At 71.9% G+C, this 22607-nt stretch carries 29 protein-coding genes; 16 read left to right on the top strand and 13 right to left on the bottom strand.

Annotated elements, in window-relative coordinates; genetic code table 11:
- Positions 1 to 66: 66 nt before the first annotated feature.
- The gene (locus MFF54_RS11970) at positions 67 to 1959 is read left to right on the top strand and encodes a gamma-glutamyltransferase family protein (protein WP_238303079.1); all 1893 of its coding nucleotides are present in this window, start codon (positions 67 to 69) and stop codon (positions 1957 to 1959) included.
- Positions 1960 to 1983: 24 nt separating this feature from the next.
- Here the strand turns inward: MFF54_RS11970 and MFF54_RS11965 are convergent, their stop codons facing one another.
- Positions 1984 to 2283 carry an alkylphosphonate utilization protein gene (locus MFF54_RS11965; protein ID WP_238303077.1) on the bottom strand — a complete coding sequence of 100 codons (300 nt, stop codon included), beginning with the start codon at positions 2281 to 2283 and terminating at the stop codon, positions 1984 to 1986.
- Positions 2284 to 2467: 184 nt separating this feature from the next.
- Here MFF54_RS11965 and MFF54_RS11960 point away from each other — a divergent pair, with 184 nt between their 5' ends.
- On the top strand, positions 2468 to 2710 hold the full coding sequence (locus MFF54_RS11960; protein WP_238303075.1) for a hypothetical protein: 243 nt from the start codon (positions 2468 to 2470) through the stop codon (positions 2708 to 2710).
- A 75-nt stretch (positions 2711 to 2785) separates the two neighbouring features.
- Here MFF54_RS11960 and ccrA read toward each other — a convergent pair whose 3' ends face one another.
- Both ccrA and MFF54_RS11950 read right to left on the bottom strand, forming a co-directional pair.
- On the bottom strand, positions 2786 to 4069 hold the full coding sequence (ccrA, locus tag MFF54_RS11955; RefSeq protein ID WP_238303073.1) for a crotonyl-CoA carboxylase/reductase: 1284 nt from the start codon (positions 4067 to 4069) through the stop codon (positions 2786 to 2788).
- Positions 4070 to 4279: 210 nt separating this feature from the next.
- Complete coding sequence (locus tag MFF54_RS11950; RefSeq protein WP_238303071.1) at positions 4280 to 5752, bottom strand: catalase; 1473 nt, start codon at positions 5750 to 5752, stop codon at positions 4280 to 4282.
- A gap of 301 nt (positions 5753 to 6053) precedes the next feature.
- On the opposite strand from MFF54_RS11950, the gene MFF54_RS11945 reads away from it, so the two are divergent.
- The gene (locus MFF54_RS11945; RefSeq protein ID WP_238303069.1) at positions 6054 to 8117 is read left to right on the top strand and encodes an ethylmalonyl-CoA mutase; all 2064 of its coding nucleotides are present in this window, start codon (positions 6054 to 6056) and stop codon (positions 8115 to 8117) included.
- 182 nt (positions 8118 to 8299) lie between these two features.
- On the opposite strand, the gene MFF54_RS11940 is transcribed toward MFF54_RS11945, so the two are convergent.
- Complete coding sequence (locus MFF54_RS11940) at positions 8300 to 9280, bottom strand: catalase family peroxidase (protein ID WP_238303067.1); 981 nt, start codon at positions 9278 to 9280, stop codon at positions 8300 to 8302.
- Between the two features lie 145 nt (positions 9281 to 9425).
- Here MFF54_RS11940 and MFF54_RS11935 point away from each other — a divergent pair, with 145 nt between their 5' ends.
- Both MFF54_RS11935 and MFF54_RS11930 read left to right on the top strand, forming a co-directional pair.
- On the top strand, positions 9426 to 10415 hold the full coding sequence (locus MFF54_RS11935; protein WP_238303065.1) for an MraY family glycosyltransferase: 990 nt from the start codon (positions 9426 to 9428) through the stop codon (positions 10413 to 10415).
- Positions 10416 to 10422: 7 nt separating this feature from the next.
- Positions 10423 to 11364: an NAD-dependent epimerase/dehydratase family protein gene (locus MFF54_RS11930; RefSeq protein WP_238303063.1), complete on the top strand. Its 942-nt coding sequence runs from the start codon at positions 10423 to 10425 to the stop codon at positions 11362 to 11364.
- Positions 11365 to 11368: 4 nt separating this feature from the next.
- Here MFF54_RS11930 and MFF54_RS11925 read toward each other — a convergent pair whose 3' ends face one another.
- The 3 genes from MFF54_RS11925 to serA form a co-directional block, all read right to left on the bottom strand.
- Positions 11369 to 11668 carry a hypothetical protein gene (locus MFF54_RS11925; protein WP_238303061.1) on the bottom strand — a complete coding sequence of 100 codons (300 nt, stop codon included), beginning with the start codon at positions 11666 to 11668 and terminating at the stop codon, positions 11369 to 11371.
- 227 nt (positions 11669 to 11895) lie between these two features.
- On the bottom strand, positions 11896 to 13893 hold the full coding sequence (locus tag MFF54_RS11920) for an SDR family NAD(P)-dependent oxidoreductase (protein ID WP_238303060.1): 1998 nt from the start codon (positions 13891 to 13893) through the stop codon (positions 11896 to 11898).
- A gap of 374 nt (positions 13894 to 14267) precedes the next feature.
- A complete protein-coding gene (gene serA, locus MFF54_RS11915) occupies positions 14268 to 15515 on the bottom strand; it encodes a phosphoglycerate dehydrogenase (RefSeq protein ID WP_238303058.1) in 1248 nt (415 codons plus the stop codon).
- Between the two features lie 225 nt (positions 15516 to 15740).
- On the opposite strand from serA, the gene MFF54_RS11910 reads away from it, so the two are divergent.
- Positions 15741 to 15983, top strand: a complete 243-nt coding sequence (locus MFF54_RS11910; protein WP_238303056.1) for a hypothetical protein — start codon at positions 15741 to 15743, stop codon at positions 15981 to 15983.
- 15 nt (positions 15984 to 15998) lie between these two features.
- On the opposite strand, the gene MFF54_RS11905 is transcribed toward MFF54_RS11910, so the two are convergent.
- Positions 15999 to 16268, bottom strand: a complete 270-nt coding sequence (locus MFF54_RS11905) for a cysteine rich repeat-containing protein (RefSeq protein WP_238303055.1) — start codon at positions 16266 to 16268, stop codon at positions 15999 to 16001.
- 122 nt (positions 16269 to 16390) lie between these two features.
- Complete coding sequence (locus MFF54_RS11900) at positions 16391 to 16636, bottom strand: hypothetical protein (RefSeq protein WP_238303054.1); 246 nt, start codon at positions 16634 to 16636, stop codon at positions 16391 to 16393.
- Positions 16637 to 16799: 163 nt separating this feature from the next.
- Here MFF54_RS11900 and MFF54_RS11895 point away from each other — a divergent pair, with 163 nt between their 5' ends.
- From MFF54_RS11895 to MFF54_RS11875, 5 genes are all read left to right on the top strand, one after another.
- Positions 16800 to 17288 carry an NUDIX domain-containing protein gene (locus MFF54_RS11895; protein ID WP_238303053.1) on the top strand — a complete coding sequence of 163 codons (489 nt, stop codon included), beginning with the start codon at positions 16800 to 16802 and terminating at the stop codon, positions 17286 to 17288.
- Positions 17289 to 17444: 156 nt separating this feature from the next.
- Positions 17445 to 17714 (top strand): hypothetical protein, encoded by a 270-nt coding sequence (locus MFF54_RS11890; protein ID WP_238303052.1) that lies wholly within the window; start codon positions 17445 to 17447, stop codon positions 17712 to 17714.
- 299 nt (positions 17715 to 18013) lie between these two features.
- Positions 18014 to 18370, top strand: a complete 357-nt coding sequence (locus MFF54_RS11885; RefSeq protein ID WP_238303051.1) for a hypothetical protein — start codon at positions 18014 to 18016, stop codon at positions 18368 to 18370.
- 67 nt (positions 18371 to 18437) lie between these two features.
- On the top strand, positions 18438 to 18743 hold the full coding sequence (locus MFF54_RS11880; RefSeq protein ID WP_238303049.1) for a hypothetical protein: 306 nt from the start codon (positions 18438 to 18440) through the stop codon (positions 18741 to 18743).
- Positions 18744 to 18810: 67 nt separating this feature from the next.
- Positions 18811 to 19023 carry a hypothetical protein gene (locus MFF54_RS11875; RefSeq protein WP_238303047.1) on the top strand — a complete coding sequence of 71 codons (213 nt, stop codon included), beginning with the start codon at positions 18811 to 18813 and terminating at the stop codon, positions 19021 to 19023.
- A gap of 31 nt (positions 19024 to 19054) precedes the next feature.
- On the opposite strand, the gene MFF54_RS11870 is transcribed toward MFF54_RS11875, so the two are convergent.
- Positions 19055 to 19318 carry a GNAT family N-acetyltransferase gene (locus MFF54_RS11870; RefSeq protein WP_238303046.1) on the bottom strand — a complete coding sequence of 88 codons (264 nt, stop codon included), beginning with the start codon at positions 19316 to 19318 and terminating at the stop codon, positions 19055 to 19057.
- Between the two features lie 129 nt (positions 19319 to 19447).
- Here MFF54_RS11870 and MFF54_RS11865 point away from each other — a divergent pair, with 129 nt between their 5' ends.
- The gene (locus MFF54_RS11865; protein ID WP_238303045.1) at positions 19448 to 19648 is read left to right on the top strand and encodes a ribosome modulation factor; all 201 of its coding nucleotides are present in this window, start codon (positions 19448 to 19450) and stop codon (positions 19646 to 19648) included.
- A gap of 76 nt (positions 19649 to 19724) precedes the next feature.
- Positions 19725 to 19964 carry a hypothetical protein gene (locus MFF54_RS11860; protein ID WP_238303044.1) on the top strand — a complete coding sequence of 80 codons (240 nt, stop codon included), beginning with the start codon at positions 19725 to 19727 and terminating at the stop codon, positions 19962 to 19964.
- Between the two features lie 37 nt (positions 19965 to 20001).
- On the opposite strand, the gene MFF54_RS11855 is transcribed toward MFF54_RS11860, so the two are convergent.
- The gene (locus MFF54_RS11855) at positions 20002 to 20271 is read right to left on the bottom strand and encodes a hypothetical protein (RefSeq protein ID WP_238303043.1); all 270 of its coding nucleotides are present in this window, start codon (positions 20269 to 20271) and stop codon (positions 20002 to 20004) included.
- A gap of 190 nt (positions 20272 to 20461) precedes the next feature.
- On the opposite strand from MFF54_RS11855, the gene MFF54_RS11850 reads away from it, so the two are divergent.
- From MFF54_RS11850 to MFF54_RS11840, 3 genes are all read left to right on the top strand, one after another.
- Positions 20462 to 20800: a YnfA family protein gene (locus MFF54_RS11850; RefSeq protein WP_238303042.1), complete on the top strand. Its 339-nt coding sequence runs from the start codon at positions 20462 to 20464 to the stop codon at positions 20798 to 20800.
- Between the two features lie 77 nt (positions 20801 to 20877).
- Entirely contained in the window at positions 20878 to 21084 is a 207-nt protein-coding gene (locus MFF54_RS11845; protein ID WP_238303041.1) for a hypothetical protein, read from the top strand.
- Positions 21085 to 21185: 101 nt separating this feature from the next.
- A complete protein-coding gene (locus tag MFF54_RS11840; RefSeq protein WP_238303040.1) occupies positions 21186 to 21755 on the top strand; it encodes a peptidase S14 in 570 nt (189 codons plus the stop codon).
- A gap of 4 nt (positions 21756 to 21759) precedes the next feature.
- On the opposite strand, the gene MFF54_RS11835 is transcribed toward MFF54_RS11840, so the two are convergent.
- Both MFF54_RS11835 and MFF54_RS11830 read right to left on the bottom strand, forming a co-directional pair.
- A complete protein-coding gene (locus MFF54_RS11835; protein WP_238303038.1) occupies positions 21760 to 22062 on the bottom strand; it encodes a hypothetical protein in 303 nt (100 codons plus the stop codon).
- 14 nt (positions 22063 to 22076) lie between these two features.
- Positions 22077 to 22490: a VOC family protein gene (locus MFF54_RS11830; protein WP_238303036.1), complete on the bottom strand. Its 414-nt coding sequence runs from the start codon at positions 22488 to 22490 to the stop codon at positions 22077 to 22079.
- Positions 22491 to 22607 lie beyond the last annotated feature (117 nt).

Genomic DNA, 22607 nt, shown 5'->3' with positions numbered 1-22607 from the left:
TCCTGCGCCTTGCTCGCCGTCGGCACCGCGTTACAACCGACGCGTGAGAGCGGCGGGAGACATCGCATGACCGGTGGGGTGCGTGGTCGAAACGGTGCGGTCTCGTCCGAACCCGGCGCGCGGCGCCGGATCGGTCCGGGCCGGTCGCCCCGGATCTCGGCCGCAGCTTTTCTCCTCGCCCTCGGCTTCACCACGGGCGCGACCGCCCAGAGCGGCGCCCAGGCACCGGACGCGCCCCAGCAGGGTCGGGAGCTGACGGCGCACCGGCCGGAGGTGCCCTACGTCCACGGACTGGTCGTCGCGGGCCACCCTCTCGCCGCGATGGCCGGCCTCCGGATGCTGATGCAGGGAGGGCTCGCCGCGGACGCGGCGGTGGCCACCATGGCGACACTCGCCGTGGTCGAGCCCTGGGCCTCGGGGCCCGGCGGCAACGGTTTCCTGACCTATTTCGACAAGGCCACGGGCAAGGTCGAGAACCTCTCCTTCACGGGGGCGGCGCCCCTGGCCCTGCGGCCGGAGGCGATGACGCCCCGGGACCTCGACACCGGCATCAAGGCTTCCGTCGTGCCCGGCGCGTTCGGCGGCTGGATCGCGGTGCTGAAGCGCTCCGGCACGCTCAGCCTGCGCGATGTGCTCGCGCCCGCCATCGACTACGCGCGCAACGGTCACCCGCTCGATGCCGGCATCGCCCGGACCATCGCGCGCTACCGGACCGTCGAGGACCACCCGACCTCCGCGGAGATCTTCCGGCCGGGCGGCAAGCCGCCGGCCGGTGGCGACATCTTCCACGATCTCCCGCTGGCCGACACCTACCAGCGCCTGGTCGATGCCGAGCAGGCGGCGCTCGCCGCGGGCCGGAGCCGGGAGGAGGCGCTCCAGGCGGCCGACGACCTCTTCTACCGCGGCGCGATCGCCCGAGAGATCGCCGACTTCCACGCTGCCCACGGCGGCTATCTCGGCCTGGAGGACCTCGCCGCCTACCGGCCGCGCTGGGACGCGCCGCTGCACGTCACCTACCGGGGCTACGACGTCTACTCGTCGCCCCCGACCTCCCGGGGCGGCGTCGAGACCCTGATGCAACTGAAGCTCATCGAGGGCCTGCCGATGCGGCAGCTTGGGCACAACAGCCCCGAGGCCATCCACGCGCTGGCCCAGGCGATCCGGATCGCGAAGTCCGACATCTACCACTCCGTCGGCGACCCCCGGGAATTCGGCGACACCGCGACGCCGCTCCTGTCGGAGGGCTACGTCGCCGCGCGGCGCGCCCTGATCGGCAGCGGCGACGTCGCGGTCGTGCCGGCTTACGGGGACGTCGCGGCCCTCAGCGGCAACCCCGCGCGCACGGCGCCCGCCGGCGAGGGGGTCGATCCGGACGGCCACACCACGAGCCTGTCGATCATCGATCAGGCGGGGAACGTGCTGGTGGCGACGCCGACGCTCGGGGGCGGGTTCGGGACGGGCGTCGTGATCGGCCGGACGGGCCTGCTGCTCAACAACGGCCTCCGGCTCGGCTCGACGTCGCCGTACAAGGAGGATCGCGCCTACATCAAGCCGGGCCGGCCGGGCCTCCTGAACAATTCGCCGACCCTGGTGCTGAAGGACGGCGCGTACGTCATGACGATGGGTTCGCCGGGCGGCGAGACGATCGGGCAGACGCAGTTCCAGGCCCTGGTCAACGTGCTCGATTTCGGCATGCCGATCCAGGACGCAGTCGAGGCACCCCGCTTCTCGCTCGCGGCCAAGCCGAACTTCTACAGGACGGGTGCGGAGATCACGCTGCAGTACGAGAACCGGTTGCCGGCCGCGACGGTCGAGGCGCTCGCCGCCAAGGGCTACCGGATGAAGGCGGTGCCGAGTTGGTCCATCGGCAGCAACCAGGGCACCCTGCTCAACGCGGCGTCCGGGAGCATCATGGCCGGCGCGGACCCGCGCCGGCAGCAATACGCCGTCGGCTGGTAGGGCCGGGCGCGTATTGGGCGGCGCCTAGCGCTTGCGCACGAACTCGGTGCGCAGGACCAAGCCCTTGATGGTGTCGTGCCGGCAGTCGATCTCCGCGGGATCGTCGGTCAGGCGGATCGCGCGGATCACCGTGCCCTGCTTCAGGGTCTGGCCGGCACCCTTGACCTTCAGGTCCTTGATCAGCGTGACGGAATCACCGTCGGCCAGCAGGTTGCCGGAGGCGTCGCGGACCTCCGGGCGCGCGGGGGCCTCGGCTAGCGCGCCGGGCGGGCGCCACTCGCCGGTCGCCTCATCGTACACGTAAGCGTCGTCGTCGCCGGCCAAGCTCAGGATCCTCGCTGCGGGGGTGCGCCGTCTTGTCGCGCCCTGGCGGCGCGGAGGCAAGGTCCCGGCGGGCATGACAGGTGCGCGGGGGCGTGAGGCCGCGCACGTCGGAGAGTGTCGGCCACCCCCATCTCGAAGCCATCAGGGGCGCCGGATCCCGGCGCCCGACCCGAGGCTTCACGCCATGTCGCACCGATTCCTGACCGCCGCTCTCGCCATCACCCTCGCGGCACCGGCCGGCGCCGCCCTCGCCCAGGGGCCGACGCCGTTCACCGCCAGCCCGGCCGCCGCCTCGCTCGGCTACACCGCGGCCCCGGCCACGATGGCGGTCGCGTTGCCGGAACTCAGCGTCCGGATCCCGCCGGCCGATCCGGCCACGACCGGCTCGATCCGGCCGCGCCACGGCCACGCCCGCACAGGACAGTGACAGGCCCCTGACGCGGAAAGGCCCCCGTCCCAGGAGGAACGGGGGCCTTTCCGCGGCAGGGCCGGCGGCCTGATCTCAGCGGCGCAGCGGCCCCGCCTCGATCACGTCCTCGACCGTGCGCAAGCCGGCGCGCGGCGAATTGACGAGGCAGGCCATGTTGCCCGGCGGGTGCTGGTTCTTCCACATCTTGGTGTGGGCCTGGGGGATCTTGTCCCAGGGAAAGACCTCGCTCATGCAGGGGTCGATGCGCTGATCCAGCACGAACTGGTTTGCGGCCGACGCCTGCTTCAGGTGGGCGAAGTGCGAGCCCTGGATCCGCTTCTGCCGCATCCAGACGTAGCGGGCGTCGAAGGTGATGTTGAAGCCGGTGGTGCCGGCGCAGAACACCACCATGCCGCCGCGCTTCACCACCAGCGCCGAGACCGGGAAGGTCGCCTCGCCCGGGTGCTCGAACACGATGTCGACGTCCTGCTTGCCGGTGATGTCCCAGATCGCCTTGCCGAACTTGCGGGCTTCCTTGGTCCAGGCGTGGTGCTCGGGGCTGTTGACCTTCGGCAGCTGGCCCCAGCAATCGAAGTCCTTGCGGTTGATGACGCCCTTGGCGCCGAGGCTCATCACGTAGTCGCGCTTCGACTCGTCCGAGATCACCGCGATGGCGTTGGCGCCGCTCGCCGCGCAGAGCTGCACGCCGAACACGCCGAGACCGCCCGACGCACCCCAGATCAGCACGTTCTGGCCCGGGCGCACCGTGTGGGGCGCGTGGCCGAACAGCATGCGGTAGGCGGTGGCCAGCGTCAGCGTGTAGCAGGCCGCCTCCTCCCAGGTGAGGTGCTTCGGCCGGGCCATGAGCTGGCGCGACTGCACCCGGCAGAACTGCGCGAAGGAGCCGTCGCCCGTCTCGTAGCCCCAGATCCGCTGGGTCGGCGAGAACATCGGGTCGCCGCCGTTGCACTCCTCGTCGTCGCCGTCATCCTGGTTGCAGTGGATGATGACCTCGTCGCCGACCTTCCAGCGCTTCACCTTGGCGCCGACCTTCCAGACGATGCCGGAAGCGTCCGAGCCCGCGATGTGGTACTCGCCCTTGTGCACGTCGAAGGGCGAGATCGGCTCGCCGAGGCCGGCCCAGACGCCGTTGTAGTTGATGCCCGCGGCCATGACGTAGACCAGCACCTCGTCGTCGCCGATCTCCCAGACCGGAAGGACTTCGAGCTGGTGGGACTGCTCCGGCGGCCCGTGGCGCTCGCGCCGGATCGCCCAGGCATACATCTTGGCCGGCACGTGCCCGAGCGGCGGGATCTCGCCCATCTCGTAGAGGTCCTTGACCTCCGTTCCCGTCTGCACCGCCGCGCTGGCTGCCATGGTCGTTCTCCTCGTCGGTCCGGCGCGGTTCCTGTCGGAAAGGCCGCGCTCTCGCTCCCCTGCGCTATAGCTGCGATGCGAAAGGCCTCCAAGTGGTCCTAAAGGCCAAGAGGGCAGGATAAATCACGATTCGGGGCCCGCACCGCAGCGCGAGCCCCGCAAATTCAAATCGAGTTTGGCAACCGGTGAAGAATATTTCGCCGGGTTGGGCTATTCGGCCGCGACCTGCGCCGCGCCGATACCCAATCCGTCCGCGACAGCGCGCCCGAAATCCTGGTGGACCTTATACCAGTGCGCGATCATCCGCTCCTGAATGGGGCGCGGGCTGTCGCCCATCGAGGTGACGATGTTCTCGACGAGGCGCTTGCGCCCGCCCTCGTCCAGAACCTTGGTCCAGAACAGGCGCGGCTGCCCGTAGAGATCCGCGTCGTCGCCCGGCCAGCCGTAGCGGGCGGCGTCGCCCTTCAGGCGCAGCGGGGGCTCCTGGACGGCGGGGTCCTGCACCGGGCCGCCGAAGGAGTTCGGCTCGTAATCGACCTGCGCGCCGTGGTTGCCGTCGGTGCGCATGGCGCCGTCGCGGTGATAGGTCTGGACCGCGGCGTTCTTGGCCCGGTTCACCGGGATCTGGTGGTAGTTCACGCCGAGCCGGTAGCGGTGCGCGTCCGCGTAGGAGAGGACGCGGTTCTGCAGCATCTTGTCGGGCGAGAAGCCGATGCCCGGCACCACGTTCGAGGGCTCGAAGGCCGACTGCTCGATCTCCGCGAAGTAGTTGTCCGGATTGCGGTTCAGCTCCATCTCGCCGATCTCGATCAGCGGGTAGTCGCCGTGCGGCCAGACCTTGGTGAGGTCGAACGGGTTGATCCGGTAGGTGTCGGCGTCGAGTTCCGGCATGAGCTGCACCGAGACCCGCCATTTCGGGAAATCGCCCGTCTCGATCGCGCTCGAGAGGTCGGCCGAGGAGTAGTCCGGATCCTTGCCAGCGATCTCGTCGGCCTCGTCCGCGGTGAAGTTCTGGATGCCCTGCTTCGTGTGGAAGTGGAACTTCACCCAGTGGCGCTCGCCCCGCTCGTTCCAGAGCGAGAAGGTGTGCGAGCCGTAGCCGTTCATGAAGCGGGCCGATTTCGGCGTGCCGCGGTCGCTGTAGAGGAACATCACCTGGTGGATGGCCTCGGGGCTCAGGCCCCAGAAGTCCCAGCGCCGCCAGTGCGGCTTCAGGTGGGTGCGCGGGTCGCGCTTCTGGGTGCGGATGAAGTCCGAGAACTTGATCGCGTCGCGCACGAAGAAGATCGGGGTGTTGTTGCCCACCAGATCCCAGTTGCCCTCGCTGGTGTAGAACTTGAGCGCGAAGCCGCGCGGGTCGCGGGCCGTGTCGGCCGAGCCCGACTCGCCGCCGACGGTCGAGAAGCGGGCCACCATCGGCACCTCGGCGCCGACCTCGGTGAGCACCTTGGCGCGGGTGTACGCGGCCAGCGACTTCGTCAGCCGGAAGGTGCCGTAGGCGCCGTAGCCCTTGGCGTGCACCACCCGCTCCGGGATCCGCTCCCGGTTGAAATGGGCCATCTTCTCGATGAGGTGGTAGTCCTGCATCAGCACCGGCCCGCGCGGGCCGGCGGTGAGCGAGTTCTGGTTGTCGGATACCGGGTTGCCGAACGCGGTGGTCAGGCGGGGGGATTGGTCGGCCATCGTCTCGCTGGTCCTGCCTCAGTCTGGAATCAACCTATGTTCCGAAACGCAGGAGCCCAGTCCTGGCTGCATCGCCTCGCACCATCGTGCGCGGCGCGGGATGCATGGCTGGGAACGGGCCCGCACGCGGCGCCGGCGGGCGCGGCCATAGGACCAATGTTGAAGAAAACGCGCGGGCGCGGACAAGGAAAGTCGATTCCGTCCCGGCGGAATCCGCTCTAGGTTACGCCCCAAAGACGTGTCGGCCCCTCGCCCGCGAGCGAAGGTTTGCCGCGCGACCAAAGATCGGGAGCGGACGAGTATGAGCGGGCAGGCAGCGATCGCCGAGACCAAGCCGACCGACATCAAGCCGGCCGAGACGAAGCGCGACAAGCCGTGGATCATCCGCACCTACGCGGGCCATTCCACGGCGGCGGAATCGAACAAGCTCTATCGGGGCAATCTCGCCAAGGGCCAGACCGGCCTCTCGGTGGCCTTCGACCTGCCGACCCAGACGGGCTACGACCCCGACCACGAACTCTCGCGCGGCGAGGTCGGCAAGGTCGGCGTCTCGATCGCACATTTGGGCGACATGCGGGCGCTGTTCGACCAGATCCCGCTCGCCCAGATGAACACCTCGATGACGATCAACGCCACGGCGCCGTGGCTCCTGTCGCTCTACCTCGCGGTGGCCGAGGAGCAGGGCGCGCCGATCGCGAGCCTCCAGGGCACGACGCAGAACGACATCATCAAGGAGTACCTGTCGCGCGGCACCTACGTGTTCCCGCCCGCGCCCTCGCTCCGGCTCACCAAGGACGTGATCCTGTTCACGACCCAGAACGTGCCGAAGTGGAACCCGATGAACGTCTGCTCCTACCACCTGCAGGAGGCGGGGGCGACGCCGGTCCAGGAGCTGTCCTACGCGCTCGCCATCGCGATCGCGGTGCTCGACACGGTGCGGGACGACCCCGATTTCGACGCCGCGAGCTTCTCCGACGTCTTCAGCCGGATCTCGTTCTTCGTGAATGCCGGCATGCGGTTCGTCACCGAGATCTGCAAGATGCGGGCGTTCGCCGAGCTCTGGGACGAGATCGCCCAGGAGCGCTACGGCATCACGGACGCGAAGAAGCGGATCTTCCGGTACGGCGTCCAGGTGAACTCCCTCGGGCTGACCGAGCAGCAGCCCGAGAACAACGTCCACCGCATCCTGATCGAGATGCTGGCGGTGACGCTCTCGAAGCGCGCCCGGGCGCGGGCCGTGCAGCTGCCCGCCTGGAACGAGGCGCTGGGCCTGCCCCGGCCCTGGGATCAGCAATGGTCCATGCGCATGCAGCAGATCCTCGCTTTCGAGACGGACCTGCTCGAGTACGACGACATCTTCGACGGCTCGACGGTGATCGAGGCCCGCGTCGAGGAACTGAAAGCTCAGACCCGGGCCGAGCTCGCGCGCATCGCGGCGATCGGCGGCGCGGTCACGGCGGTCGAGGCGGGCGAGCTGAAGCGGGCGCTGGTCGAGTCGAACGCCCGCCGCATCGCGGCGATCGAGCGGGGCGAGCAGATCGTCGTCGGCGTCAACAAGTGGCAGCAGGGCGAGCCCTCGCCGCTGACGGCAGGCGAAGGGGCGATCTTCACGGTCTCGGAGACCGTCGAGATGGAGGCCGAGACCCGCATCCGCGCCTGGCGGGCCGCGCGCGACGAGCGGGCGGTCGGCCGCGCGCTGGCGGATCTGGAGCAGGCGGCGCGCTCAGGGACCAACATCATGCCGGTGTCGATCGCCGCCGCGAAGGCGGGCGTGACCACGGGCGAGTGGGGGGCCTGCCTGCGCGCGGTCTTCGGCGAGTACCGGGCGCCCACCGGCGTGACCCTGGAGACGGTCTCGTCGGGCGCCGCCGAGGAGGCCAAGCTCCTGATCGCCGATCTCGGCGAGCGCCTCGGCGAGACGCCGCGGCTCGTCGTCGGCAAACCCGGCCTCGACGGCCACTCGAACGGCGCCGAGCAGGTGGCTCTGCGCGCCCGGGACGTCGGCTTCGACGTGACCTACGACGGCATCCGCCAGACGCCCGCCGAGATCGTCGCCAAGGCGAAGGAGACGGGCGCCCACGTGGTCGGCCTGTCGATCCTGTCGGGGAGCCACGTGCCGCTGGTGCGCGAGGTGCGGGCCAAGATGCGCGAGGCGGGGCTCGACCACGTGCCGGTCGTCGTCGGCGGCATCATCTCGCCGGACGACGAGCTCGTCCTGAAGAACATGGGCGTGCGCGCCGTCTACACCCCGAAGGACTACGCCATCGACCAGATCATGGTGGGCTTGGCCAAGGTCGTGGAGCGGTCCCTGGACGGGCGGCCGAAGGGCGAGGGGGCGGAGGCTGTGACGGGGCAGGTGTACTGAGTGCGCTGGACGGACGATGGGTTCGAGGTTGGCGGGTTCTCTCTCCGCGCGCCTACCGGTCTCACACAACGTAGGCAGCCCCGCGGTCTCCCTCCCCCCTCTGCGGGGGAGGGAGACCGCGGAGCCGGCCGCCCGAGATATGTGAACGCGATAGTCTCGCGCGGGGCGAGGGAGCCTTCCGCTCAGTTCGCCCGGCGCGAGACCGAGACCGCGTAGGCCGGCGAGCGAATCGCGAACATCGGGTCGTCGGTCGGGCCGGCGACGCCCTCGGGCAGTTCCGCCACCGGATCGAAGGTCCGGGCGTCGCAGGCGGCGTCCGGCGCGATCGCCGCGATGCTCAAGGTGCCGAGCGTCTCCGCCTTGCGGTTCTCCTCCGGCCAGGAGGCGGTCGGGTCGGCGGTCGGGTCGCCCGGCTCGGCCAGGATCGCCACGAGGTCGAAGCGGGCCGGGCCCTTGGCGAGGCGCTCCTTCAACTCGTCCCCGTAGAAGCTGTCGGGCTTGGCCTTCAGCTCGTCGTCCGAGAGGCCGGCCTTGTCGGCGGAGACGAATTTCAGCTTGGCGACCTTCCCCTCGTTCTTCGCGTTGGTCAGCGTGTAGGCGTGCACCGCCCAGTAATCGACGCCCGCGTAGCTCGCCGGCACCGGCCGTGCGTTGAGCCACGCCGCCTGACGGGTGGTCTCGGGGTTCTGGGCCGAGAAGGCCTTGATCTTCTCCGCATCCGGCTTGCCGTCCGGACCGGGGGCGCGGACCTGCAGGAATTCGAGGAGCTGGGCCGGGGTCTTCGTCGAGAAGACCGGCGCCGAGATCACCACGAACACCATGTCGCCGGCCGGATCCTCCATCCGCATGGCGAAGCCGCGGGTGACGGGCTTGGCCTTGTCGGAGACCTTCGGGTTGCTGCCGCCCATCGAGAACCGGGCGGTGACCGGTACGGCCTTGGCAAAGTGCGGCGCCTTGGAGAGGGCGGCGGCGCCGGGCGCGGGGACGAATTCGCCCTTCAGGCAGACGCCCTTGGCGCCGCTGGCGCGCACGCCGGTGTGGTTGCCGCCGGCCGCGAACTGGGCGGCGACGATCGCGCCGGGATCGGTCTCCTCGGCGCGGGCGGCGGTCAGCAGGCAGGCGGTCGCGGCGGCACAGCCAGCGAGCGTGCGGAGCCAGGTCATGGGGCGTCTCCCAGATGTCGATGTGTCGCGAATCGGCGGCAGGGAGCACGTCCCTGGAACCTTTTTAATTGCGCGCAATCGAGTTGCAAGCCTCTTTGTCGCGTCGGATCTCGCCGCGCAGGCGTTTCCGCGCTATCGGCCGCCCATGCTCAGCCCCCTCGTCGCCGTGGCGCTCGCCGCCGCGCTCTCCGCCGGCCTGATCGTGCGCCTGCGCCCGCTGCTGGTGCGCTACGCGCTGGCCCGGCCGAACGCCCGCTCCAGCCACACGGAGCCGACGCCCCAGGGCGGGGGCATCGCCGTGGTGACGGCGGCCCTGTTCGCGGCCGGGGTGCTGCGCACCTCGGATGTGGGCGATGTCGGCGAGTGGCTGGCGCTGGCGGGCGGCGCCACGGTCCTGGCCGTGCTCGGTGCGGTCGACGACATCCGGCCGCTGCCGGCCTCGCTCCGCCTCGCGGTGCAGGCCCTGGTGGTCGGCCTGCTCGTGGCCACCCTGCGCGGGCAGCTCCTGCCTGTTCTACCCCTGCCGGTCGAGCGCGCGCTGGCGGTGCTGGCGGGGCTCTGGTTCGTGAACCTCGTCAACTTCATGGACGGGCTCGACTGGATGACGGTGGCCGAGATCGTGCCGGTGACGGGCGCGCTCCTCGCCTTCGGGGCGCTCGGACACCTGCCGGTGCTGCCGACGCTCGTGGCCGCGGGCCTGCTCGGGGCGATGCTCGGCTTCGCGCCCTTCAACCGGCCGGTGGCGCGGCTCTTCCTCGGCGATGTCGGCGCGCTGCCGATCGGGCTCCTCGTCGCGTGGCTGCTCTACCGGCTGGCCCTCGAAGGAGGGCTCGCCGCCGCGATCCTGCTGCCCCTCTACTATCTGGCCGATGCCACCCTCACGCTGCTGCGCCGGGCGCGGGCCGGCGAGCGGGTCTGGGAGGCGCACCGCAGCCATTTCTACCAGCGGGCGACCGTGAACGGTCTCACCGTGCCGGGCGTGGTGGGGCACGTCTTCGCGCTCAACCTCGCGCTGGCGGGGCTCGCCGCCGCGACCTTGCTTTGGCCGAACTGGCCCGTCACCGTGGCCGCGCTCGCCCTCGGCGCGATCCTCGTCGCGGGGCTGCTCGCCCGTTTCGCCCGCGCCAGGAGCTAGCCGACCCGTGACCCGCGACATCCGTCAGGAGATCCGCCATGTGGCGCTCACCGGGGCGACGGGCTTCATCGGCCAGCACCTCCTGCGCAGCCTGACCGCCCGGGGCTACCGGGTGCGGGTGCTGCTGCGCCGGCCCGTCGCGGTGCCGGACGGCGCCGCCAGCGCCGTCGTCGGCGACCTGACCCGGCCGATGAACATGGCGGCCGCGCTCTCCGACGTCGACGCCGTGGTGCACTCGGCCGGGCTCGCCCACGCCATGTCGGGCGCGCCGGAGGACGATTACCGCACCCTCAACACCGAGGCGACGCGCCGCCTCGCCGAGGCCGCCGCCCGCGCGAAGGTGCGCCGCTTCGTCTTCCTCTCCTCGATCCGGGCGCAGTGCGGCGCGAGCGCGCCGGGCGTCCTCACCGAGTCCGACGCGCCCGCGCCCACGGACGCCTACGGCCGCTCGAAGCTCGACGCGGAGCGGGCACTCGCCGAGACCGGGCTCGACTGGGCGGCTTTGCGGCCGGTCCTCGTCTACGGGGCGGGTGTGAAGGGCAACATGGCGGCGCTGCTGCGGCTCGCCCGCACGCCCTACTGGCTGCCGCTGGGCGCCCTCTCGGCGCGCCGCTCGCTGATCTCCGCCGAGAGCCTCGCGGCGGCGGTCGACGCGGTGCTCGCCGCGCCCGCGCCCCTGAACCGGGCCCTGATCGCGGCCGATCCCGACCCGCTGACCCTGCCCGAGATGGTGGCGGCCCTGCGCCAGGGTCTCGGCCGCGCCCCCGGCCTCGTGCCGGTGCCGACGCCGTTTCTCGGCCTGGCCTGCCGGCTCGCCGGCCGGCAGGAGATCTTCGCGCGGCTCGGCGAGGGTCTGGTCGCCCGCGCCGACGGGCTCGCCGCGCTCGGCTGGCGCCCCGCCGCGCCGACGCCCGAAGGGCTGGCCCAGCTCGCGCGGGAGGCGGGCTGAGCCCTCAGCGGCGCCGGTAGGCCAGGCAGAAATCCGGCGCGTCCTCGTCGAGATCGTCGCAGCCGCGGGCGATCTCCGCCTCGATCACCGGGCAGGGATTGCTCGCGTGGCAGGGGGGCAGGGGGGCGGGCGAGACCGCGACGCAGCGCGCGACCAGCGCCGCCGCGCGGCTCGGGCCCAGGCTCGCCCGGCAGGATTCCTCCGCCGCGGCGGTCGCGCGGCCGGCGGCGGCGGCCAGCAGGGCGAGCGGGACAGTCCCGATCAGGAACCGGCGCAGGCGAGCGGACCGGTCGATGGTCGTCACGCGTCACCTCCCTCCCACCGCCCGCGCGGAGGGCACGCCCGGACGGTGACGCATCGGGACGGTTCCCGGCAAGCGGCATCGCGGGACGGCGGCGGTTACCCAACACGAATCGCGACGTGCCGAACGTCCCGGCCGGCTCCCGACAGCTCCGTCGGGAACCGCCGTCGCCGAACGGGTTGAGGATCGCGAGCAGAGCGCGGGGAGGCCCGCTGTGACCGGGCGCGCCGCTACAGGGCGGCCGGCAGCGGCGCGGCCTCGCCCGCGGCGGCCTCGCCGGAGGCCGCGAACGCCGCCCGGCCCGCGCCGCGCTCGCGGAAATGCGGGATCGCGGCCTCGAACACCGCGTCGGCCGCCGCCCGGTCGCCGGCCTCGACGGCGGCCGCGAGCCGCGCCACCCAGGCCTCGAGCCGGGCTCGGTCGGCGAAGACGGGGCGCGCCGCCATCACCCCGTCGATCCCGTCGAGGCTGACCCGGGGCTCCTCGCGGGCGAACAGGATCTCGTTGAGGCGCTCGCCCGGCCGCGCGCCCGAATAGGCGATCTCGATCTCCTCGCCCGGCTCGAAGCCCGCGAGCCGGATCATCCGCTCGGCCAGCTCCCGGATGCGCACGGGCTGGCCCATCTTCAGCACGTAGACCGCCGCGTGCTGGTCGGAGGCGCCCTCGGTCAGGGCCCGCGCCTCGCCGTCCGCGTGCGAGGCCGCGGTGAGGACGAGGTCGGCGGCCTCCCGCACGGTCATGAAGTAGCGCACCATCTCGGGATGCGTGACCGTGACCGGGCCGCCCCGGGCGATCTGCGCCTTGAACACCGGCACCACGGAGCCGACCGAGCCCAGCACGTTGCCGAAGCGCACGGCGACCAGCCGGGTCGGGTGGCCGGGCAGCCGCGCCTGCTCGGCGTCGCGGGCCTGGGCCACCATCTCGGCGAAGCGCTTGGTGACGCCGAGCTGCGAGACCGGCTCGATCGCCTTGTCGGTCGAGATCATCACGAGCGCCCGGGCGCCCGCCGCCACGGTCGCGTCCGCCACGTTGATCGAGCCGAAGACGTTGGTCTTGATGCCCTCGCTCCAGTCCTGCTCCAGGTAGGGCACCTGCTTGAGCGCGGCGGCGTGGAAGACGTAGTCCGGCCGGAATTTCTCGAACACGGCCCGGACCCGCTCCGCGTCGCGGATGTCGGCGATGATGCCCCGCGCGCGGGCCCCGGCGGCCAGCACCAGCGGGTGGCTCAGGATGCCGTGCAGCGCCGGCTCGGAATTCTCCAGGACCAGCACCTCGGCGGCCCCGAAGGCCAACGCCCTCAGGCAGATCTCGGAGCCGATCGAGCCGCCGCCGCCCGTGACGACGACGCGCCGCCCCGCGAGGAAGCGTTCCAGCCGCGGCCGGTCGATCGCGACCGTCGGGCGCAGCAGCAGGTCCTCGATCTCGAGCGGGGCGAGCTCCGCCTCGCGCGCGCCCTCGCCGAGGCTCGCGACCCGCACCAGCGGCAGCCCGAGGCGGCGGGCCTGGGCGACCAGCGCGTCGGGCTCGGCCTCCAGCGCGCTCGGCGTGGCGACGAGGCGCCGCACCGGCTGCCCGTTCTCGGCGAGCCGCGCGATCACCCCCTCCAGGTCGTCGAATCCGCCGAGCACCGGCACGCCGCGCATCATCTGCCCGGCCTCGTCGGCGCGCGGCGACAGGATGCCTTTCGGGGCGAGCTTCTTCACGGAACCGGATTCGATCGCGCGCAGCAGCACGTCGATGTCGGAGCCGCGTCCGAGGAGCAGGGTCGGCACCGTGGCGGCGCGCGCGCTCGATTGCCGCGAGCGGGTGTATTTCAGGTAGCGGAAGGCGAGCCGCGCGCCGCCGAGCAGGAAGATCTGCAGCACCCAGTACAGGACGATGGCGATCTTGCCGAAGAAGTAGAACCCGTAGAGGTCGGCCGAGACCAGCACGTAGTCGGTGACGAGGAGCGCCAGCGCCAGGACGCTGGCGGCCCGCACGATCGCGGCCAGATCCGGCAGCGAGGCGAAGCGCCACTTGGTGCGGTAGAGCCTCAGCCGCGCGTAGACGAGGCCCGCCAGCACGAGGAAGGGCGGCAGCAGCAGCGGCAGCGCATGCAGGCGCTCGTCCAGGGCCGAGCCGGTGAAGCGGAACCAGAAGGTGAGGAGAACGGCGAGCGCCGTCGCCACGAGGTCGTGGACGACCATCACGGCGGTCTTGACGTGACTCTGGGCGGGGCGCGGCAGCATGGGCGGGGGCGGTATCCGCCGCGGGGACCTGTGCTGTCAACGCGGCGGAGCGGGGCGGGCTGGATCGCCACCGGCCGTCTCATGAAGCTTCACCACTCAATCGCCACGGCGGCTCTGGGGCGAACAGCGCCGCGCCCCCTCTCCCGTGCGGGAGAGGGTCGGGGTGAGGGATGAGAGGTCTACGGAGACGGCGCGACGCTGCCGAGCGGGCCTGTCGCGCCTGTCCCGGCACGCTCCGGGTCCCTCACCCGGCTTTCTGCGAAAGCAGACCTCTCCCGCACGGGAGAGGGGACCCGCGCTCAATCCAGGACGGATCGGAGATCGGCGCGGAAGGCGTCTGCTCGGCGGAACCGACGCCTCACCCGGACGCCGTCTCAGGTCCGCTCGTAGAGGAGGCGCGCCCGCACCGTGCCCTCGATGGCGGCCAGCTCCCGCAGCACCGCGTCGGGGTCGGCGAGGCCGGCGTCGGTGTCGATCACCACGTAGCCGAGGTCGCCGTCGGTCTGCAGGATCTGGCCGGCGATGTTGATCCCTGAGCGGGCGAAGACGTCGTTGATGCGCCCGAGCACGCCCGGCAGGTTGCGGTGCAGGTGGGCGAAGCGGGCGCCGCCGGGGCGGGTGCTGATGAAGGCCTGGGGGAAGTTCACGGTGCCCACCGTCGCGCCGGTATCGGCGTAGTCCACGAGCTTGCGGGCGACCTCGGAGCCGATGCGCTCCTGCGCCTCGACCGTCGAGCCGCCGATATGCGGGGTCAGGATCACGTTCGGCAGCCCCTGCAGCGGGGAGACGAAGCGCTCGGCGTTCGAGCCCGGCTCCTTCGGGAACACGTCCACCGCCGCCCCCGCCAGATGCCCGGACGCCAGCGCCGCCGCCAGCGCGTCCAGATCCACCACCGTGCCGCGCGCGTTGTTGATGAGATACGCCCCCCGCTTCATCTGCGCGATCTCGGAAGCCCCGATCATGTTGGCCGTGGCGTCGGTCTCCGGCACGTGCAGCGAGACCACGTCCGCCTGCGCCAGCAGCTCGGCGAGGCTCTCCACCGGCTCGGTGTTGCCGTGGCGCAGCCGGTCGGTGTGGTCGTAGAAGATCACCCGCATGCCCATGGCCTCGGCCAGGGTCGAGAGCTGCGTGCCGATGTTGCCGTAGCCCACGATGCCGAGCGTCTTGCCGCGCACCTCCACCGAGCCCGTGGCCGACTTGTCCCACTCGCCCGCATGCGCCCCCACCGAGCGCGGCGTGATGCGGCGCAGGAGCATCACGATCTCGCCGATGACGAGCTCGGCCACCGAGCGCGTGTTGGAGAAGGGCGCGTTGAAGACCGGGATGCCGCGGGCACGCGCGGCTTCCAGATCGACCTGGTTGGTGCCCACCGAGAAGCAGCCCACGGCCAGCAACCGGTCGGCGTGCGCGAACGCCGCCTCGTCCAGCTGGGTGCGCGAGCGGATGCCCAGGATGTGCACGCCCCGGATCGCCTCGTGCAGCGCCTCCCGGTCCAGGGCCTTGGGCAGACGCACGAGGTTCGTGTAGCCAGACGCCTGCATCAGCGCGACCGCGCTGTCGTTGATGCCTTCCAGCAGAAGGACGCAGGTGTCCGCGCGGGAGCGGGGGGAGGAAAGGGTCATGTACGGTGCGCCGGTTCGAATGTTGCGGCGCACAGATGCGATTTCACCGGCGTGGGTCAAGCGTCGGCCATCGGCCCGCGCTTCCGACGGTCCCGCGCCGATCCGGGGCTTGCGCGGCGGCCCGGGGTTGAACACTCTACGCAGGTCCGGGGCCGGAGAAGATCCGATGCGCACATCCCGCCGCGCACGCGTCCGACAGGCGATTGCCACGCCGGGAGACGCCCGGTGAGCCGGCACGGTCCCGAACCGGAATCAGGTCAGCGCCCCTTGCCGGAATGCCTGACCCGCTTCCTCGACATGCCGGCCCCCGGCGCACCGGCACCCGCCGCGCCGCCGCGGGCGGAGCAGCCACGGGCGGTATCGCGCCGACACCCGAATCGGGCGCTGCGCGGCACGCTCGTCTGGGCCCTGCTCTACAACCTGATCGGGTTCACGGTCATCGCCATGCTCTGGCAGGCGATGCCCTGAGCCTCGGCCGGCGCCTCAGCGCGCCTCGCTGACCCGCCGGGTCGCGCGCTGCTCCTGCTTGTAGGCCGTGATGGCCGAGGAGCAGGCGGGGGTGAGCTTCTTCATATTGGCCTTGAAGCAGGCCTCCACCTCCGGGCCGCCGGGGGCGTGCTCGCTGCAATATTCCATGTAGTCGCCGGTGCAGGCCCTCTTCAGGGCATCGCGGGCCGGGGATTGCTGGGCGAGCGCCGCAGCCGGGACGAGGCTGAGACCGATGGCGAGGAACGCCGCCTTGCTCGAGGTCATGGGAAGTCCTGTCGTTTCCGGTGCCGCCGGCCGGGCCGGGCGGCGAAGAGCCGAGCGCTTGCCCCCGAAGGATGGCGTCAGCGTGACGAAGCGGCCCCGGTCGCCGGACACCGTGCGGGCGCTCACCCGGCCCCGTAGCCGCCCTTCGCGTTGTCCGGCGCGCGGCTCGGGGAATGGTCGTCGTAGCCGCCGGTCTCGGGCCCTGGGTCGGGGCGGGGGTCCGGATGGCCGGGCGCGTGCGGGCCGGCCTCGCCAGCCTCCACGATGCGACGCTCCGCGGGGGAGAGGGTCTGGTTCCGGCCGGGCGCAAGGGGTGCCGCCGGGGAGGGGGGCCGGGGTTCGGCCCCCGGATCGTCGGGCTGGGACATATGGCGGATGCTCCCATCGTTTCGACGGGGCAAGACGGCCCGGGCCGCCCGGGTTCCGCGACCGGACGGACGCCACCCGCCCGCGCCGGGTTGAACCTCGGCCGTGGCCCGGCCGTTGCCCGGCGGGTCCGCGGCAGCCGCCGTGGGGCGATGCAGGGCAGCGATGAGCGATTTCGCCGATTCCTATCTTGGAGAGCTGCGCCGGCTCGTCGGCTCGCGGCTGCTGCTGGTGCCCGGCACCCGTGTCGTGGTGACGGATGCGGCAGGCCGGATCCTCCTCGAGCAGCGCTCCGACTTCCGCCTCTGGGGACTGCCCGGCGGGGTGCCGGACGCGGGGGAGGACATCACCGCCTGTGCGGTGCGCGAGGTCTTCGAAGAGACCGGCCTGCGGATCTGCGATCCGGTCCCGTTCGGCTTCGCCTCCGCGCCGGAGCACGAGCTCTGGACCTACCCGAGCGGGGACCGCTGCCACTATTTCACGTTGCTCTACGCGGCCGGTGCCGGACCGGGCCCGCTCCGGCCGGCGGGCGGCGAGAATCTGGAGCTCGGCTGGTTCGAACCGGAGAGCCCGCCCGACCTGATGCCGGCCATGGCCCGCACCCTGGACGCGTACCGGCGCTGGCGCGAGACCGGTACCTTTCAGATGCTCTGAGCAACCGGCGCCCGCCGGGCGCGGCCGATCCTGAACCGAAGGCCGGGCCGCCCTTCAGGTGCGGTTCAACCGGAACCGCCTAGCTTGCACGGCCTTTCGGAACGGCCGGGCGCGGAGCTCGGGCCCGGCCAAGGCGTGCAGAGGCCCGTCCGCATCGTGTGCGCCCCCGTCTTCAGCGGCCTCGACGCCGCGATCCAGCTCCCGGGCCATTTGGGATCCGGCCTCTTGGTCCACGGTGTGCCGATCCCGCCACGACCGATCCCGCCGCTCTTCCTGCACAGCATCCGGCCGGCCCTCGAAAGCGCCTTCGGCACCGAGGACGCGGACCTTGCCCCGGACGCGATCGCCGCGCTGGTGATGCAGCTCCACGCCGGCCCGCTCGGGCCGGCCCCGGCGGACGTGAGCCCGGCCACCGCGGAAGCCTGAGCCCAGCTCCAATACTTGGCCGGGGATAGCGGAACGGGATGATCCGGCGCATGCGGTGATTCGAGACACGCCCGGGACCGGAGTTCCGCGGACCTGAAGATTGGCTTGCCGCCGGGCGCACCCGATCGTGCGCCCGCGAAATCTGCCGAATTCACCCATCGCGAACCGGGCTGAAGTGGTATACATCCGGCGGCCGATGGCATGAAGGATCAGCCCGCGTCGCTGGCCGAGATTGCCCATCCGATGGCACAATCGCCGTCCGCACCCGACTGCCCCCGGGTCGAAGGAAGTGGCCCCGCATGAGCAAGCCGGTTACGGACACGCAGCAGACGATCGACCGCACCCGCCGCCTGATCGCCGAGATGCGCGAGGTCATCGAGGATGCCCGCCTCTCCGTGCTCGCCGCGCGGGACCTCCTGAAGCGGTTCCCCGGCTCCGAGGGGCTCGGTACGGCGGTCCTGGTCGAGCCGCCGGCCGAGGCCCCCCCGGACGATTCGACGCTGCGTCTCGTTGACATCCTGCTCGAAGCGCACGGCGCGGCCAACCTGGACGATGATGCGGAGGTGCGGGCGCTGCTGGAGACGGCACTCCTGCGGGTCGGGCACCGGCTCGCACGCCGGGCAGGCCCGCGAGCGGCCGGGCTGGTCCTCCAGTAGGCTCTGCGCTAGAGCATCATCGTCTGATGGGCCGTGTGTCCAGAAGCCATCTCAGCGGCGAGACGTCATGGCCAGCAACACGCCGAAGGACAGGGCCGCGGCCGCGGCCGCTCTCACGCGCATCGCCGACTTCCTGGATGTTCCGATCGCGGGCTTCTACGAGGTTGCGCCGGGATCGAACGGCGGCGCGCCTGCCGATCCGGCACAGCAGGCCGAGATCCGGGAACTGATCCGGCAGTTTCTGCGGCTGCACGATCCGAAGGCACGGCGACGCTGCCTCACCTATGTGCGGCGCGTCGCCGACGAGTCCGGCTGGCCGCCCGCCGCGCCGGGAGCCCGCAAGGACGCCCTCACGGGCTTCGAAGGTTCGTGAAGCCTTAACCTCCGGGGCGGAGAATGCGGCCGATGCCCGAGGCCCGGCCCAGCTCGGAGACGATTGTTTGACCGCACGCCCGAGGCTGCTCGCCGCAGCCGCGCTCCTCGCCGCTCTCGCACTCGCCTTCGGGCGCAAGTCCCCGGAGTCGCAGGACCCGTGCGAGGCTCATCCGCAGGCCTATCCGTGCGCCCTGTTCGCGACGGCGCCGACCGCCGCGGCCCCGGCCCGGAACCCGATGCCGGATGGGACCGTCCCGGCGGCGGACGGTACGTCCTAGCGGACGCGGCACGGATCTCGTCCCGCTCCGCTCAGGCGATCAGGTCGCGATGGGCCGGGCTGCGGCGCAGCCAAGCCCCGGCATAGCCGCAGAGCGGCACGATCCGCACGCCTTCCGCCCGTGCCTGTTCGGCCACCGCGTGCATCAGCCGGTCGGCGGCCCCCGTGCCGCGCAGAGGCGGGGGTGCGTAGACGTGGGCGATGACGAGGCCCTGGGGCCCGCGGCGGTAATCGGCGTAGGCGGTCAGCCCCTGCTCGGTCAGCTCGAAGCGGCTCAGGGCGCGGTTGTCGTGCATCGGATCCCTCCGGGCCGGGCGCGCGGCCCGTCCCCGGCCAACGCCGCAGGCGCCCGGACGGTCCCGCTGGCCGGGACAGGGCCGACCGCTATCTAGGGACGCGACGGGACGATCCGCACGGGAGACTTCATGAGCGAGCCGCCGGACGACAATCTCGACCACTACGCGCTGGGCTTCTACGCCCTGGGCAAGGGCGTGGCCCGGCACGATTGCCCCTACGCCGCCGGAACGCGGGCGGAGGCCGATTGGCACGCGGGCTACGACGCGGCCGCGCGCGGCGATTCGGAGCCGGTACCCGGGACTCGGCCGGGGGCGCAATCGCCCATGTGATTGGCGGCGCGGCCCGCTCCGTGCTTCTGAGCGCTTCCCGCGCGGGCAACGGCCGCGGGGGACAGGAAGAAGCCCGATGCACTGGCCTGCCGCCTACGCCGCCTACAACGTGTTCCGCCGCCGCCAGTACCCCGCCCTGCGCTGCGCCGTGCGCCAGGACCGGCCGGTGCCGGGCTTCATCCACGGGGTGATCTGGGAGTATGGCGGCACGGTGATGGAGGAGCGCCCGCCGGAGGGCTTCCGGCCGGAAGCCGCGCAGGCCGCGACGGAGAGCACCGGCTACTACCTGTTCCGGGCGCCTCACAACCGCGCCTGAGGCGAGTCGGGAGCCTGCGCCGCGACCGGGTTCCGCCTCAGAAGGCGGCGGCCAGATGCGTACGGACGGCCTCGCCCACGGAGGCGACGGTCTGGGCCACCGGATAATCCGAAAGATAGACGCGGCAACCGACGAGGAGCAGCGCCAGCGTCCAGAAGACCGCCGCGACCGCCCGATGACCGGCACCGTCACGCGGAGCCGCGGGTAAACCGCCGGTATGCGGCGTCTCCAGCTTCTCCCCGAACGGGTCGAAACTCAGGCCCTCGTCCGGGCTCGCCGCGAGCGACATGTCGGTGGTTCCGCGCATGCCGGCAGATGTCGCGCGCGTACAGGTCCGGATCAAGGAACGGGTTTTTCGAAGATTCGGGCCTCCGGAGAAAGCCATGCTTCGCACGAGCACCAGGAGGGAAGATTCTGCCGAAAACCCCGGAGCAGGCGCAGATTGGGGGATCCGGGCCCGGCTGGCCTGCGCCGCGGGACCGTGCCAGCCCCCCCGGATGCTGACCTCCGCCCTGACCTTCACCGCCTACGCCGCCGCCGCGCTCGCCGAGATCGCGGGCTGCTTCGCCTTCTGGGCTTGGCTCCGGCTCGGCCGCTCGGCCCTGTGGCTCGGCCCCGGCCTGCTCAGCCTCGCGCTGTTCGCGTGGCTGCTGACCCGGGTCGAAGCGGAGGCGGCGGGGCGCGCCTACGCGGCCTATGGCGGCGTCTACATCGCGGCCTCGGTCCTCTGGCTCTGGCTCGCGGAGGGGCGCCGCCCGGATCGCTTCGACCTCGCGGGCGCCGCCCTGTGCCTCACCGGCACCCTGGTGATCCTGCTCGGGCCGCGCGGGCGCTGAGCGCCGGACCGAGCGGCGGGATGGGCGCGGGCCAGATCTGCATCATATTGCAGACCGCCACGCACGCGGAGCCGGTCATGTTCATCCTGCTGTCGATCTGCCTCCTGGCGCAGCCCAGCACCTGCAAGGAGGACAGGATCGACCTGTCCTACGAGGCGCGCAGCCCCTTCGTCTGCCTGCGCAACGCCCAGAGCGCGCTCGCCGCGTGGCAGGAGAGCCACCCCGAGTGGCACGTGGAGCGCTGGCGCTGCGTCGCGCGCGGCAGTCAGCCGCGGGACCTCTAGGTCTCGTGCGGCCCCTCCGCGCCGGGGGAGCCCGGGCACGGCTCGTGCGTTCCGGCCTGAGACGCCGCAACGGCCGCCGCGACACCGCCTGAGACCCACCGATGCACGCCACCCCGCTCGAACCCACCGCCTTCGCGGCACCCGCCGTGCTGCTCTCCGGACCGGTCAACCACGACATGTACCGGGATTTCCGGCGGCAGCTCGCCGCCGCGGCGGAGCGCGACCTCGTCGTGGTCGAGCTCTCGACGCTCGGCGGCGATCCCGAGGTCGCCCGCATGATGGGCGAGGACATCCGCTTCCACAGCGCGCTCGCGCCGGGCCGCCGCTTCGTCTTCCTGGGCAAGGCCGCGATCTACTCGGCCGGCACCACCTTCATGAGCTTCTTCGCCCGGCAGAACCGCTACCTCACCCGCGGCACGCGGCTGATGGTGCACGAGCGCAAGCTCGACAAGACGGTGAAGCTCAACGGGCCGCTCACCACCTGCATCGCCGCCGCGAAGGCCGCGCTGCACGAGATCGAGACCTCGATTGCGATCCAGAACGAGGGCTTCGCCAATCTCGTGGCGGGCTCGCGGGTCAACTTGGAGGAGGTGCTGCGGCGCGCACCCGAGAACTGGTACGTTGAGGCGGAGGAGGCACGAAATCTCGGGCTGATCGAGGCGGTGCTGTAGGCGGCTAAACAGCCGCCTCGCCGGGCGAGGGTTCGGCGGCGGCGGCGCCGGCCTCCGGCGGCGCGCCCGTCATCGGCTCATTCGCCGGCCCGTCCGCAAGCGCGGCCTCCGCCAGGGTCGCCACGAGGTCGAGGAGTGCGCGCCGCTGCGGCACGCCCGGGTCGCCGTCGAGGAAGCGGGCGAGCCCGATCCGCTCCGGCGCCCCGCCCCCGGTGGGCTCGTGCAGGACGAAGACCTCGGCACCCGCGCGGGCGAGCGACCAGCGCCCGCCGTCCGGGCCGGTGTGAAGCAGGCGTCGTGCGTTCATGTCGTTTCTCCCACTCAGTAGCCTCGCCAGAGCCCCGGCGTCGCGATCTCCAGGAGATGCCCGTCGGGATCGCGGAAATAGAGGCTCTGCCCGCCGCGAGGCCAGCGGGTGCGGCCCTCGACGGCGATGCCGGTCTGCGCGAGGTGCCGCTCCCAGTCCGGAAGCGCGTCCGCAGCGATCGCGAAGGCGACATGCTGCGGCCCCGAGCCGTCGTGGGGCGGGATGGTGCCGCCCGGCGTCTCGATAGGTTCCAGCGAGCTCCCGCGCGGGAACAGCAGCAGCACGCCGCGCCCGGCCACGTCGTAGGCCCGCATCCGGAAATCCTCGTGGATGCAGCGCAGGCCCATCGCGCCGCGGTAGAACGCGTCGGCGCGCACAAGATCCTCCACGTACAGGACCGTCTCCAGAACACCGTCGAGCGCGGGCATGCGGGCACCTCCGCCGGGTCAACGCGGCCGGGTGCGATGCGTCCCGCGCGGGTGGTCCCGGCTTCCAGAAGTCGAGACCTTTGGCGGGTGCAAGGCTGCGGCACGCCGCCCCCCTGC

Source organism: Methylobacterium gregans, assembly GCF_022179245.1.
GTDB lineage: Bacteria > Pseudomonadota > Alphaproteobacteria > Rhizobiales > Beijerinckiaceae > Methylobacterium > Methylobacterium gregans.
This window is presented reverse-complemented; position numbering and strand designations above follow the sequence as displayed.

Excerpts from the sequence above, each read along its gene's own strand:
- MFF54_RS11970 (WP_238303079.1), top strand. The coding sequence starts at position 67 with ATGACCGGTGGGGTGCGTGGTCGAAACGGTGCGGTCTCGTCCGAACCC.
- MFF54_RS11960 (WP_238303075.1), top strand. The coding sequence starts at position 2,468 with ATGTCGCACCGATTCCTGACCGCCGCTCTCGCCATCACCCTCGCGGCA.
- ccrA (WP_238303073.1), bottom strand. The coding sequence starts at position 4,069 with ATGGCAGCCAGCGCGGCGGTGCAGACGGGAACGGAGGTCAAGGACCTC.
- MFF54_RS11950 (WP_238303071.1), bottom strand. The coding sequence starts at position 5,752 with ATGGCCGACCAATCCCCCCGCCTGACCACCGCGTTCGGCAACCCGGTA.
- MFF54_RS11945 (WP_238303069.1), top strand. The coding sequence starts at position 6,054 with ATGAGCGGGCAGGCAGCGATCGCCGAGACCAAGCCGACCGACATCAAG.
- MFF54_RS11940 (WP_238303067.1), bottom strand. The coding sequence starts at position 9,280 with ATGACCTGGCTCCGCACGCTCGCTGGCTGTGCCGCCGCGACCGCCTGC.
- MFF54_RS11935 (WP_238303065.1), top strand. The coding sequence starts at position 9,426 with ATGCTCAGCCCCCTCGTCGCCGTGGCGCTCGCCGCCGCGCTCTCCGCC.
- MFF54_RS11920 (WP_238303060.1), bottom strand. The coding sequence starts at position 13,893 with ATGCTGCCGCGCCCCGCCCAGAGTCACGTCAAGACCGCCGTGATGGTC.
- serA (WP_238303058.1), bottom strand. The coding sequence starts at position 15,515 with ATGACCCTTTCCTCCCCCCGCTCCCGCGCGGACACCTGCGTCCTTCTG.
- MFF54_RS11905 (WP_238303055.1), bottom strand. The coding sequence starts at position 16,268 with ATGACCTCGAGCAAGGCGGCGTTCCTCGCCATCGGTCTCAGCCTCGTC.
- MFF54_RS11900 (WP_238303054.1), bottom strand. The coding sequence starts at position 16,636 with ATGTCCCAGCCCGACGATCCGGGGGCCGAACCCCGGCCCCCCTCCCCG.
- MFF54_RS11895 (WP_238303053.1), top strand. The coding sequence starts at position 16,800 with ATGAGCGATTTCGCCGATTCCTATCTTGGAGAGCTGCGCCGGCTCGTC.
- MFF54_RS11885 (WP_238303051.1), top strand. The coding sequence starts at position 18,014 with ATGAGCAAGCCGGTTACGGACACGCAGCAGACGATCGACCGCACCCGC.
- MFF54_RS11880 (WP_238303049.1), top strand. The coding sequence starts at position 18,438 with ATGGCCAGCAACACGCCGAAGGACAGGGCCGCGGCCGCGGCCGCTCTC.
- MFF54_RS11870 (WP_238303046.1), bottom strand. The coding sequence starts at position 19,318 with ATGCACGACAACCGCGCCCTGAGCCGCTTCGAGCTGACCGAGCAGGGG.
- MFF54_RS11865 (WP_238303045.1), top strand. The coding sequence starts at position 19,448 with ATGAGCGAGCCGCCGGACGACAATCTCGACCACTACGCGCTGGGCTTC.
- MFF54_RS11860 (WP_238303044.1), top strand. The coding sequence starts at position 19,725 with ATGCACTGGCCTGCCGCCTACGCCGCCTACAACGTGTTCCGCCGCCGC.
- MFF54_RS11855 (WP_238303043.1), bottom strand. The coding sequence starts at position 20,271 with ATGCGCGGAACCACCGACATGTCGCTCGCGGCGAGCCCGGACGAGGGC.
- MFF54_RS11850 (WP_238303042.1), top strand. The coding sequence starts at position 20,462 with ATGCTGACCTCCGCCCTGACCTTCACCGCCTACGCCGCCGCCGCGCTC.
- MFF54_RS11845 (WP_238303041.1), top strand. The coding sequence starts at position 20,878 with ATGTTCATCCTGCTGTCGATCTGCCTCCTGGCGCAGCCCAGCACCTGC.
- MFF54_RS11840 (WP_238303040.1), top strand. The coding sequence starts at position 21,186 with ATGCACGCCACCCCGCTCGAACCCACCGCCTTCGCGGCACCCGCCGTG.
- MFF54_RS11835 (WP_238303038.1), bottom strand. The coding sequence starts at position 22,062 with ATGAACGCACGACGCCTGCTTCACACCGGCCCGGACGGCGGGCGCTGG.
- MFF54_RS11830 (WP_238303036.1), bottom strand. The coding sequence starts at position 22,490 with ATGCCCGCGCTCGACGGTGTTCTGGAGACGGTCCTGTACGTGGAGGAT.